The 11,639-nt window shown below is 63.2% G+C and carries 12 protein-coding genes and 2 pseudogenes; 7 read left to right on the top strand and 7 right to left on the bottom strand.

Features of this window, described 5'->3' with window-relative positions; genetic code table 11:
* Positions 1-199: 199 nt before the first annotated feature.
* A complete protein-coding gene (locus HNP55_RS14080; protein WP_184300465.1) occupies positions 200-817 on the bottom strand; it encodes a DUF6756 family protein in 618 nt (205 codons plus the stop codon).
* A gap of 90 nt (positions 818-907) precedes the next feature.
* The gene (locus HNP55_RS14075) at positions 908-1,360 is read right to left on the bottom strand and encodes a hypothetical protein (RefSeq protein WP_184300462.1); all 453 of its coding nucleotides are present in this window, start codon (positions 1,358-1,360) and stop codon (positions 908-910) included.
* A 215-nt stretch (positions 1,361-1,575) separates the two neighbouring features.
* Between HNP55_RS14075 and HNP55_RS14070 the strand changes: the two genes are divergently transcribed.
* Complete coding sequence (locus HNP55_RS14070; RefSeq protein WP_184300459.1) at positions 1,576-2,646, top strand: integron integrase; 1,071 nt, start codon at positions 1,576-1,578, stop codon at positions 2,644-2,646.
* A gap of 47 nt (positions 2,647-2,693) precedes the next feature.
* On the opposite strand, the gene HNP55_RS14065 is transcribed toward HNP55_RS14070, so the two are convergent.
* Together HNP55_RS14065 and tsaE are read right to left on the bottom strand one after the other, a co-directional pair.
* Positions 2,694-4,289: an N-acetylmuramoyl-L-alanine amidase gene (locus HNP55_RS14065; protein ID WP_246448409.1), complete on the bottom strand. Its 1,596-nt coding sequence runs from the start codon at positions 4,287-4,289 to the stop codon at positions 2,694-2,696.
* Positions 4,286-4,783, bottom strand: coding sequence for a tRNA (adenosine(37)-N6)-threonylcarbamoyltransferase complex ATPase subunit type 1 TsaE (gene tsaE, locus HNP55_RS14060; RefSeq protein WP_281385255.1), 498 nt, complete (start codon positions 4,781-4,783; stop codon positions 4,286-4,288). The genes HNP55_RS14065 and tsaE overlap by 4 nt, the downstream gene beginning before the upstream one ends.
* On the opposite strand from tsaE, the gene queG reads away from it, so the two are divergent.
* The 6 genes and pseudogenes from queG to HNP55_RS24330 all read left to right on the top strand — a co-directional run.
* Positions 4,784-5,890, top strand: coding sequence for a tRNA epoxyqueuosine(34) reductase QueG (gene queG, locus HNP55_RS14055; protein WP_184300441.1), 1,107 nt, complete (start codon positions 4,784-4,786; stop codon positions 5,888-5,890).
* Between the two features lie 62 nt (positions 5,891-5,952).
* Positions 5,953-6,915: a tripartite tricarboxylate transporter substrate binding protein BugE gene (locus HNP55_RS14050; protein WP_184300769.1), complete on the top strand. Its 963-nt coding sequence runs from the start codon at positions 5,953-5,955 to the stop codon at positions 6,913-6,915.
* Positions 6,869-7,840: a site-specific tyrosine recombinase XerD gene (gene xerD, locus HNP55_RS14045; RefSeq protein WP_184300438.1), complete on the top strand. Its 972-nt coding sequence runs from the start codon at positions 6,869-6,871 to the stop codon at positions 7,838-7,840. The genes HNP55_RS14050 and xerD overlap by 47 nt, the downstream gene beginning before the upstream one ends.
* 56 nt (positions 7,841-7,896) lie before the next feature.
* Complete coding sequence (locus HNP55_RS14040; protein WP_184300435.1) at positions 7,897-8,499, top strand: MarC family protein; 603 nt, start codon at positions 7,897-7,899, stop codon at positions 8,497-8,499.
* Positions 8,500-9,035: 536 nt separating this feature from the next.
* Positions 9,036-10,337 (top strand): isocitrate lyase, encoded by a 1,302-nt coding sequence (gene aceA, locus HNP55_RS14035; protein WP_409993746.1) that lies wholly within the window; start codon positions 9,036-9,038, stop codon positions 10,335-10,337.
* Positions 10,338-10,446: 109 nt separating this feature from the next.
* A pseudogene (locus tag HNP55_RS24330) lies at positions 10,447-10,545 on the top strand (type II toxin-antitoxin system VapB family antitoxin); the annotation flags it as partial.
* Between the two features lie 210 nt (positions 10,546-10,755).
* On the opposite strand, the gene HNP55_RS24855 reads toward HNP55_RS24330, so the two are convergent.
* The 3 genes and pseudogenes from HNP55_RS24855 to HNP55_RS14025 form a co-directional block, all read right to left on the bottom strand.
* On the bottom strand, positions 10,756-10,932 hold the full coding sequence (locus HNP55_RS24855; RefSeq protein ID WP_409993745.1) for an RES family NAD+ phosphorylase: 177 nt from the start codon (positions 10,930-10,932) through the stop codon (positions 10,756-10,758).
* A 77-nt stretch (positions 10,933-11,009) separates the two neighbouring features.
* Positions 11,010-11,102 (bottom strand): annotated as a pseudogene (locus tag HNP55_RS24850) (RES domain-containing protein); the annotation flags it as partial.
* On the bottom strand, positions 11,099-11,470 hold the full coding sequence (locus HNP55_RS14025) for a DNA-binding protein (RefSeq protein WP_184300432.1): 372 nt from the start codon (positions 11,468-11,470) through the stop codon (positions 11,099-11,101). The gene HNP55_RS14025 and the pseudogene HNP55_RS24850, both read right to left, overlap by 4 nt.
* Positions 11,471-11,639 lie beyond the last annotated feature (169 nt).

Here is an 11,639-nt window from a genome sequence, read left to right as displayed (position 1 = left end):
CGGATGGCGATGTGGCTGACCACCAGAAGGGTTCCCAACTAACCCAAGACGAAAGGCTCCTGACTCGGCTGAGCGAATGGCAAGGCCGCCTTCGACCCGTGGGGGCGACGCCTTCGACTCAGACTTGACACGGCGAGGACTGAAGCTTTCCCACTCTGCCATACGGACATGGTGAAAGACATATTGGGCATCCAGCAGCTCAACAGCGAAGGCTCGCGGGAGCTGAGCGCGTGTAGTCGACTCCGGTGCGCCGCGGCTGGCCTTGGACCAGAGGATTTCGACGACCTGGACGACGAGCATTCAAGACACCTAACGTGCAAGCTCGGCGGACGGCGAAGCCGTCCGCTGGAGCGAAGGGTTGAACCGCATGCTCAAGCAGCCTGCCCTCCACGGCAGCGCCGATGGCACAGACGACGTTGTGATGCGTTTCGCAAACCAGCCAACTCAGATCCTTCGCGACAAGGTAGTACTCGAAACCATAGCACTCGCCGATGATTTTTGCAGCGACCTCCGCTGACATTTCGAACACCGGATATTGGGGCAATTGATCGTCTTCAGCGATGAACCATACAGGGTCTGACGCGCTCGGGACAATGCTCGGCAACTTGCGCCAACCATCCCCATCAACGAAGGTCAGCGAAACTCCAGGCTCGCGGAATGCCTCCCACCACCATCGTCGGTCTTCGGGCCCGACGAACCGTTGGAGCGCAGACCAGTAGATGCGCTCACTGTCTTCTTGCGCAAGAACGACAACCGCAGAACGATCAAGGCACAGCCGCTCGGCGGCACTAGCGATTTCCTGGACGATCGATTGCATGGCAGTGCCGTGACGATGCTGTTCAACGTTGAAGCTGAGCCGCGAGCGGCGGCTTGCCGACGCGAGTCGGCTCGAGCGACTGGTTAGGTATCACCAGCCCCTCCACCACGGCCTTGCTTTGGCCTGGCTCTTGGTCAGGATGCCGCTCGCGAGGCGTGAGTCCAAAATGGCCGAGAACTTTGAAAAGTCATGTGAAGATTCTGGAGCCACGTACATCAGTGACTCGAAACCTTCTGCGTAGTCACTCAAGTACAGACCGTCGTCGCCGTAGTAGCGCTCCGCGAATGCATTGCCGGCATCGTTAAATGATTCGTCAGTAAGCTTGCCGTCGCAATACCTGAAGAAGAACTCTGTCGCCGGCATCGCCCCAGAAATCACTGCTTCCACGGCGCTTGGTTCTTCGTCAAGGTGAAGATGGCCTGCCCATCCCTTGGAAAAGCACCACTTCAAGAAAAGCGCAATGTGCGTACCGCCATGCTCATCAGGTTGCCCCTGCGGGAAGTTTCCGCCGTAGTGCCAGCTGGCATCGTCGTACTTGGCCATGTTGTCCTTGATACCTAACGTGTTGTAGGGCGACAACCCATGCGCCCTACCATCGGAGCGTGCGCCCTACCATCGGACGCGGATCGGACTTTAAGTGCCTGGTGCATAGGGCGTTTCGCTCGCTTGACTGTATTTCCATACAGTATTAAATTTGCTGCCAAACCCGGCAGCTTGTTACATCGACTTCTGCGTCTTGCCGGGGCTCAGGAGGCTCTATGTTGCCACACCCGGCCGGCACTTCTTCCAACCGCAACACCCTGCGTCCGCGAGGCTCAGTGGCCCTACCTGCCTTGCAGTCGGTCAAGTTGTTGGATCAGCTCCGCGAGCGCATTCGCTACCTGCATTACAGCCTGCGCACCGAGGAGGCCTATGTGTTTTGGTATCGAGCTTTTGTGCGCTGGCATGGTTTGCGCCATCCGGCAGAGATGGGCGGGCCAGAGGTGGAAGCGTTTTTGTCCTACCTGGCGGCTGACCGGGGCTTGGCACCTTCCAGCCACCGGCAAGCCCTGTCGGCCTTGCTATTTCTTTACGGCAAGGTGCTGGGCCATGACTTGCCTTGGATGACGGACATCGGGCGGCCACAGGCGCCACGGCGTTTGCCGGTTGTGCTGTCGCAGGAGGAGGTTGCCGCAATTTTTCCCCATCTTGAGGGCGACGCGTCGCTTTTAGGCAGGCTGCTATATGGCACCGGCTTGCGCATCTCCGAAGCGCTGCAGTTGCGAGTCAAGGATGTTGACTTCGCTCATCAGGCGCTGATCGTGCGGGTGGGGAAGGGCGGCAAGGACCGCGTTGTAATGCTGCCGCAATCCTTGCATGCGGATCTGCGGTCCCAATTGGGGCGATGCCGCTTGGTTTGGGCGGCAGACATTGAGACGAGTCAGGCGGGTGTCGAGATGCCGCATGCCTTGGAGCACAAATACCCTCGCGCAGGTCAGTCTTGGGCCTGGTTCTGGCTCTTTCCGCAAGATCATTTGTCCACGGACCCGCGCAGCGGCGTGATCCGGCGCCATCATCTGTATGACCAAACTTTTCAGCGGGCGTTCAAGCGAGCATTGGGGCGCGCCGGCATTGCCAAGCCCGCTACACCCCACACGCTGCGGCATTGTTTTGCCACTCATTTGCTACAAAACGGCAGTGACATTCGAACAGTTCAAGAGTTGCTGGGGCATGCCGACCTCGCAACCACCATGATTTACACGCATGTCTTGAAACTCGGCGGCGCAGCTGTGCGCAGCCCACTGGATTCGCTGGCCTTGCTGCCATCACCGCAAGGCGGTTTGCCGTGATGGCCGCAAAGGCAGGGGACTTCCCGCAGTACGCCAAGCGCCCCGGCTCAAGACAGCGGCCTATGCCTCGCCAACGGCGGGTTCTTGGCGAAGTAACGCGCAATCCCGGTGGCGAGTGCGGCGACCAGCTTGGCCTGGTAGTCAGGGTCGCGCAGCTTGGCTTCTTCCTCGGGGTTGGAGATGAAGGCTGTTTCCACCAGGATGGAGGGCACGTCGGGAGCCTTGAGCACGGCAAAGCCGGCCTGCTCCACGCCGCGCTTGTGCAGATTGCCGACGCGGCCGATCTGACCCAGCACCTCGGAGCCCAGCTTGAGGCTGTCGCGGATCTGGGCCGTGGTGCTCATGTCCAGCATGGCTTTGAGCACATTGGCGTCCTTGACGGCGATGTCCTTGTTGACCCCGCCCACCAGGTCGGCGGCGTTTTCCTTGTTGGCGATCCAGCGGGCGGTCTGGCTGCTGGCCGCACCGTCGCTGAGCGCAAACACCGAGGCGCCGCGGGCCTTGGGGGTGATGAAGGCATCGGCATGGATGGAGACGAACAGATCGGCCTGCACCCGGCGCGCCTTGCGCACCCGCTCGTGCAGGGGCACGAAGAAGTCGGCGTCGCGGGTCATCATCACGCGGATATTGGGGTTGCTGTTGAGCCGGTCGCGCAATTGCAGGGCCACGGCCAAGACCACGTCTTTTTCCTTCAGCCCGCTGGGGCCGATGGCGCCGGGGTCTTCGCCGCCATGGCCGGGGTCCAGGGCGATGACGATCAGGCGGTCCAGCTTGGCCTGGGCCAGGCCGGCCTCGGATGGGGTCGGGGCAGGGCGGGATAGCGGGGGGAGTGGGGGCGGCGGCACGGGGGTCTGCACCGCCGAGGCGGCGGCTGGGCCCGGTGCTGGTGGAATAGGCACTGGCGCGGGCACGGGCAGTTTGCGGGCGGGCGGCGGCATGGAGGTCGCTGGCAGGGCGGGCTTGTCGATGCGGGCAATCATCTCGCCCAGCGCGTCCTGCACCGATTTGGCGGCCTCGGTCTCGGCTTTTTCCTTCTCGCGGATCAGGGTCAGCAAGGGGTCGACCTCGACCTTGGGGTAGAGGTCGAACACCAGGCGGTTCTGATAGGCCGCCACCGGCGCCAGCGTGAAGATCTGCGGCGCCACCGGCTGCTTCAGGTCCAGCACCAGGCGCACCACGCGGGGCCGGTTCTGGCCCACACGCACGCCGGCGATGAAGGGGTCGTCGGCATGCACCTTGCCTAGCAGCTCGCGCAGGCCGGGGCTGAGTTCCAGGCCCTCGATATCGATCACCAGCCGGTCCGGGCCCTCGACCAGAAAGTGCTGGGCGGCCAGGGGCTTGTCGGACTCCAGCGTGACCCGGGTGTATTCATCGGCCGGCCAGACGCGCACGGCGACGATATTGCTATTGGTCTGGGCCGTCGGGGCTGGCGCCGGGCTTGCGGCGGCCGCGGGTTTTTTCTGCGCAGGCAGGGGCTGCAAGGCGCCCGAGCCGTCGCCCACTGACTTGCTGCTTTTGCCCACGGGGGCCGGGGCGGCGACGACCTGGGGGGCTTTCAATACCAGGGCCAGGGCGCCCATGGCGCGCAAGGCCTGGCGGCGTTGCAATCTGAACTGATGCGGCAAGCGGCGCTCGACTGTCAAGACCTGACCCCTTCCAGAATTTGAAGCAAGGCGACACCCCCTTCGGTGCCGGCCACGAGTTTGACGCTGCGGCTCTCGTCCGCCTGCGTTGCTATCCAGATTTGCAGATCGGGCGTGGGCAGCATGCCCGCGGCCTTCTCGGGCCATTCGCTGAGCTTGAGGCCGGAGGCGGCGAACACATCGCGAAAGCCGGCGTCCTCCCACTCGCGCGGGTCGTCAAAGCGGTAGAAATCAAAATGGCTGACGAGGCCCAGCGGCAGCTCATAACTCTCCATCACCGCGTAGCTGGGGCTTTTGATGCGGCCCTCTACGCCCAGGGCGCGCAGCAGATGGCGGACCCAGCTGGTCTTGCCGGCGCCCAGGCTGCCATGCAGTTCGATGCTGGCATTCATCAGCGAGGGATGGGTTTGCAGGACGAGCGCCAGCCTTGCGCAAAAAGCCTGGGTGGCGGCCTCATCGGGCCACTGCAGAACGCGGGTTTCTAGAATGCGCAAATGACGCAAGCTCCGAAGGAATTGAAGGAAGACCAAGGCCTGGCCCTGCTGGACCAGTTGCGCGCTTGGGCGCTTGAGTTGGGATTCTCACAGATTGGCGTGGCCGATATCGATTTGTCCCGCGCCGAGCCTGGTTTGCTGGCCTGGCTGGAGGCTGGTTTCCACGGCTCCATGCACTATATGGCGGCGCATGGCCTCAAGCGTGCCCGGCCGGCCGAGCTGGTGCCTGGCACCGTCAGGGTGCTGACGGCGCGCATGGACTATCTGCCACGCGCCAGCAGCGGCGATTGGCAGGCGATTGAATGGGCCGGGCTGAAGAATCCGCAGCACGCACAGCTATCGATTTATGCCCGCGGCCGCGACTATCACAAGGTCTTGCGCGCCCGTTTGCAAAAACTGGCCGAGCGCCTGGCCGAGGCCGTCGGGCCGCTGGGTTACCGCGCCTTCACCGATTCCGCCCCGGTGCTGGAGGTGGAGCTGGCCTCGCGCTCGGGCCTGGGCTGGCGCGGCAGGCACACGTTGACGCTGCACCGCGAGGCCGGCTCGATGTTCTTCCTGGGCGAAATCTATCTGGACCTGCCCTTGCCGCTGAGCGAGCCCGTCACGGCGCATTGCGGCCAGTGCCGCGCCTGCCTGGACATCTGCCCCACCCAGGCCATCGTCGCGCCCTATCGGGTGGATGCACGGCGCTGCGTGTCCTATCTGACCATCGAGCATGAGGGCCCTATTCCGCTGGAGCTGCGGCCGCTGATGGGCAATCGCATCTATGGCTGTGACGACTGCCAGCTGATCTGCCCCTGGAACAAGTTTGCGAAAAAGGCTTTGCTGCCCGATTTCGACGTCAGGCCAGCACTGGCCGCCGCCAGCCTGATGCAGCTCTGGGCCTGGGACGAGGCGACGTTTCTGCGCCAGACCGAGGGCTCGGCGATACGCCGCATCGGCCACGCGCGCTGGCAGCGCAATCTGGCCGTGGCCCTGGGCAATGCCTTGCGGGTGCAAGACTCGGCCGAGATCCGTGCCGCCCTGCAAGCCCAGCGCGCGGGCGCCTCGGAGCTGCTGGCCGAGCACATCGACTGGGCGTTAGCCCGCTCCCCGGAGCCGCCCTGAAGGCCTTATCGTTGCTTGCACTTTCACCCTGGAGTCTTGCCATGGCCTACGGACGCATCTGCATGATCAAAACCCTGCTGTTGGGCTTGGTGGCTTGGGGCCCCGCCGGGGCCTGGGCGCAGCAGCCCTATCCGAGCAAGCCGGTTCGTCTGGTCGTGCCTTTTGCGCCGGGTGGCACGACGGACATCGTGGCCCGGGTGCTGGCCGAGCGCATGCATCTGGCCCTGGGCCAGACGGTGGTGGTGGAGAACAAGGCCGGTGGCGGCGGCCTGATCGGCGCCAATGACACGGCCAAGTCCGCGCCCGATGGCTATTCCCTGGGCATGGCCACGGTCTCGACCACGGCAGCCAATCCGGCCATCAATGCCAAGATCCCCTACAACCCCATCACCGATTTCACCCCCATCATCAATCTGGCGGCCACGCCCAATGTGATCGCGGTCCACCCCTCGTTTCCGGCGCGCGATTACAAGGGCTTTGTGGCCGAGCTGAAGAAAAACCCGGGCAAGTACAGCTACGCCAGCTCGGGCACCGGCGGCATCGGCCATCTGCAGATGGAGCTGTACAAAAGCCTGGCCGGGGTCTTCGTGCTGCACATCCCTTACCGCGGCGCCGGCCCGGCGCTGAACGACACGGTGGCCGGCCAGGTGCCGATGATTTTTGACAATCTGCCCTCGGCCCTGCCTTTCATCAAGGACGGCCGCCTGATCCCCATCGTCGTGGCCGCGCCGCAGCGCCTGGCCCAGCTGCCCAATGTGCCGACCTTCAAGGAAGTCGGGCTGGCGCCGGTCAACCGCATGGCTTACTACGGCCTCTACGGCCCCAAGGGCTTGCCCAGGGAGGTGGTGGACAAGATCCACAATGCGGCGCGCAAGACCTTGGAAATCCCCGAGGTCAAAAAACGCATCGAGGACACCGGCTCCCTGATCGTTGCCAACAGCCCGGAACAGTTTGCGGCCCAGATCAAGGCCGAATTCGATGTCTACAAATCCGTCGTCCAACAACAAAAACTCAAGCTCGATTGATGCGGCGGAGCGCCTGGCCCACTCGCAGCCACGCCAGCAAAGCCAGCAGCTGATCGACCAATTTGTCGAGGCGCTGTGGCTGGAAGATGGCTTGGCCCGCAACACCCTGGAGGCCTATGGGCGCGATCTAGGCTTGCTGGCCGATTGGCTGGCGCTTGAGGCCGAGCGCAATCTGGACCAATGCAGCGAGGACGATCTGGAGGCCTACGCGTGCAGCCGCTTTGAGGGCGGCAAGACCACCAGCGCCAACCGCCGCCTGAGCGTGTTCAAGCGCTTTTTCCGCTGGGCCTTGCGGGAGCAGCGCATCCAGCAAGACCCGAGCCTGCGGCTGGCGAACTCCAAAGCCCAGCCGCGCAATATCAAGCTGCTCAGTCAGGCCCAGGTCGAGGCCTTGCTGAATGCACCCGATACCGACACTGCCCTGGGCCTGCGCGACCGCGCCATGCTGGAGCTGATGTATGCCAGCGGCTTGCGGGTGACGGAGCTGGTGACCCTCAAAAGCGTGCATGTGGGCTTCAAGGAAACGGTCTTGCGCATCACCGGCAAGGGCTCGAAAGAGCGGCTCGTGCCCTTTGGCGAGATCGCCCATGGCTGGCTGATGCGCTATTTGCAGCAGGCGCGCGGCGAGTTGCTCAAAGGCATGCGCTGCGATGAGCTCTTCGTCACGGTGCGTGGCGAGTGCATGACGCGCCAGATGTTCTGGACCCTGGTGAAAAAGCATGCGCTGGCGGCCGGCATCAGCAGCCCGCTCTCGCCCCATACCTTGCGCCATGCTTTTGCCACCCATCTGCTCAACCATGGCGCCGATCTGCGGGTGGTGCAGCTGCTGTTGGGGCATGCCGATCTGTCCACCACCCAGATCTACACCCATGTGGCGCGCGAGCGTCTCAAGGCCATCCACGCGGCTCACCACCCCCGTGCCTGAGTTTTCGGCCTTGTTTTCCGGACCAAGTGGGGGCGGGCGCGCGACAATCGCGCCCCATGGACCATAGCTTTCTCTCCGCCTTCATCCTGCTTTTGCTGGTTTTGGACCCGCTGGGCAGCCTCCCCATCTTCATCCCCATCATGCGCGCCGTGCCCGAGAAGCGCCGCCGCTGGGTGGCTTTCCGCGAGGTGGGCATCGCCTTTGTCGTGCTGTTTGCCTTTATGTTCCTGGGCGACAGCTTTTTGCGCGTCATGCATCTGTCCGAGCGCTCGCTGGAGGTGGCCGGCGGCGTGATCCTGCTGATCATCGCCATCCGCATGATCTTCGGCACCTCCAGCGAGTCGGCCTACGGCCTGGAGCCGGGCCGCGAGCCGCTGATCTTCCCGCTGGCCGTGCCCTTGCTGGCGGGGCCCTCGGCCATGGCCACGGTGTTGCTGCTGGCCTCGCGCCAGCCCGAGCGCATCCTGGAGTGGATTGCCGCGCTGACGGCCGCCATGCTGGTCTCCGGCCTGATGCTGTTGATGGCCGACCGCATCCGCCGCTTGCTGGGCGACTCGGTGATCTCCGCGCTGGAGAAGCTGATGGGCCTGGTGCTGACCGCCATCGCGGTGGAGATGTGCCTAGCCGGCCTGAAGCGCTACTTCATCGGCGGGCTTTGAGCTTGCGCGGGCTGGAAAACTTATCCACCCACTTCCACCTTGCCTCGGCCCACCTCGGTGGGCTTTTTTTCGTCTGTGCGCCGCGCGATTCCGCTGCAAGAGCACCGATCAAGAGGAGGGCAGCGGCTGGATTTTTGGCCTTGCCAGCAAAATTCCACGATACGAAACGGTGATTCCACATCGTGATTTCATCTGATGCTGCGCTGCGACATTTTTTCTCATTATGGTGAATGACATTTCATGATCAGAAATTTTGTTTTTAAGTTGTTGATTTGCATGAATATTAAATTGAGTCTTATATAAGACATAAGTCTTCACAAGACTTGGAGAGAGGGCTAATCTTGAGTCACAGCGCCGGAACACGGAAGCCGTAGAAACAAGCCCAGACGCGCTGTTTCAACAGCCCGGAGTTCGCCCCAGCCGGCGCGCCTGTTTTGCAGAAAGTTTGCTTGCCGTTTTTTGATTGCCTGATTGATTGATTGATTGATTGATCGCTTCTTTCCTTTCCTCTCTCTACCCTTGCAGGAGTACACACCATGACAACGAATCTGAGCCGTGAACAGCAAATCGCCGCCCTCGAGAAAGACTGGGCCGAGAACCCCCGTTGGAAGGGCATCAAGCGCGGCTACACGGCCGCCGACGTGGTGCGCCTGCGCGGCTCGCTGAAGGTCGAGCACACCCTGGCCCAGCGCGGCGCCGAGAAGCTGTGGAACCTGGTCAACACCGAGCCCTTCGTCAACTCTCTGGGCGCGCTGACCGGCAACCAGGCCATGCAGCAGGTCAAGGCCGGCCTGAAGGCCATCTATCTGTCCGGCTGGCAGGTGGCGGGCGACGCCAATAGCAATGGCGAGATGTACCCCGACCAGTCCCTGTACTCGGTGGACTCGGTGCCCAAGGTCGTCAAAAAGATCAACGCCACCTTCGCCCGTGCCGACCAGATCCAGTGGAGCGAGGGCAAGAACGACATCGACTACTTCGCCCCCATCGTGGCCGATGCCGAAGCCGGTTTCGGCGGCGTGCTGAACGCCTTCGAGCTGATGAAGGCCATGATCGAAGCCGGCGCCGCCGGCGTCCACTTCGAGGACCAACTGGCCGCCGCCAAGAAGTGCGGCCATATGGGTGGCAAGGTGCTGGTGCCCACCCGCGAGGCCGTGGCCAAGCTGGTGGCGGCCCGTCTGGCGGCCGATGTGATGGGCACGCCCACCGTCTTGCTGGCCCGCACCGATGCCGAGGCCGGCGACCTGGTCACCAGCGATATCGACGACAACGACAAGCCCTTCTGCACCGGCGAGCGCACCGTCGAAGGCTTCTTCCGCACCCGCAACGGCCTGGAGCAAGCCATCAGCCGCGGCCTGGCCTATGCCGAGTACGCCGACATGATCTGGTGCGAAACCGGCAAGCCCGACCTGGCCTTCGCCAAGGCCTTTGCCGACGCCATCCATGCCAAGTTCCCCGGCAAGCTGCTGGCTTACAACTGCTCGCCCTCCTTCAACTGGAAGAAGAACCTGGATGACGCGACGATCGCCAAGTTCCAGCGCGAGCTGGGCGCCATGGGCTACAAATTCCAGTTCATCACCCTGGCCGGCTTCCACAGCCTGAACTACTCGATGTTCAACCTGGCCTACGGCTATGCCCGCAACAATATGAGCGCCTTCGTGGAGCTGCAGGAAGCCGAGTTCGCCGCCGCCGAGCGTGGCTTCACGGCCGTCAAGCACCAGCGCGAGGTGGGTACGGGTTACTTCGACGCCGTCACCACCACCATCGAGCGCGAAGCCTCCACCGCCGCGCTGAAGGGCTCGACCGAGGACGAGCAGTTCTTTGACGCCAAGCATGGTTGAGGACGTGGACCCGGGCTGCCCGGGCTTGTGAGCAGAGCCGGCCTCCACCAGAGGCCGGTTTTGTTGTGCCCTCCATGACGGCCATGGGTTCATGGCGTGTTGTCAGGACCGTGAAGCCGTCAAGACCTTTGTGCGCATCCAGACGGCGAAACGCTTGGCCGCATTGGGCGGGGCCGCAGCTGATATGCCGGAGATTCCCCGCCGCCGAGATGACATGCCGCGATCGATGAAAGAGGTGCTGGTTGACACCTCGGTGTGGGTTGACCACTTCCGGCGACACAGCGAGCGCCTGTACGGCCTGGGTTGCGGACGGATGGACATGCAACTGCTCGCCTCCACCCTGATGACACCGGGCGCCGAGTTGTGGACCCTGGACAAGCTCAGTGCCAGGTTCATCGGCCCTTGCTGCAGGCCTTGCTCAGCGCCGCCAACTGGAGCGGTCCCTGGGGAGATCGCCATTGGGATCGTTGGCTTCGACCGAAGCGCCGTCCTTGAGCCTGTCCACATACACCACCACATTGCTCCCGCCGGCATGAACCTGGCTGGGAAACAAGATGCCCTTGTGTCCCTGGGCCAGCACCATATCGCCAAGCACCCAGGTGGGCGGTTCAATTCGTCCAGCGACAGATACAGCGCGGCGACACCTTCGCGGTTGAAGCGTCCGCCCTTGCGTGCAGCACCGGCGCCACTGGTGGGTCGGCTCGCCCACTGCGGCACATGCGCGCGAAACAGCGGCGTGCCGGGAGGCAGGTCGCAAAGAATCATCCGGTGAAACCGGCGCTGACGGACTCCAGATAGTCCACCGCATCATCCGTGCGACCTTCCTGCACCAACTGCAACAAGGTCTTGTGGCGAAACACCGGGATGGGCTCGTTCTTGACCATGAAGAAGGCTCGTGCGGTATCCGGCTGCAGCGTCCTGGCGGCCGACAGCACCCGCACCAGATCTCGCAGCGCCGCCTGCAGCCGCGGCAATTCGGGGTGGGTGCGCAAGGTGTTGCGATGCACCCCGGCCAGCGAGGCCAGATCCTGGTACTGCAGGCCGAGCGCATCGGCGAGGTAGGTGGCTGAGAAGCGGGAGGTGCCCGCTTCGCGTGCCGCTTCAAGCACTTCCGCGAAGGCCGTGGTGTCCATGGGTCACTCCCGAAGGCAGGCGGTTGGTAGGCACATTTTGTGCACTGTGCATGCATGGTGCCAAGCCATGTGAAAAAATGGGGTCGGAGTCAATTAATTGACTCCGACCCCAAACTATTCACAGCAGCGGAATCAGATCCTGGTACCGCTGGCCCAGCGCATCGGCGAG

The organism is Roseateles oligotrophus (assembly GCF_014204525.1).
Classification (GTDB): Bacteria; Pseudomonadota; Gammaproteobacteria; order Burkholderiales; family Burkholderiaceae_C; genus Paucibacter_A; species Paucibacter_A oligotrophus_A.
This window is presented reverse-complemented; position numbering and strand designations above follow the sequence as displayed.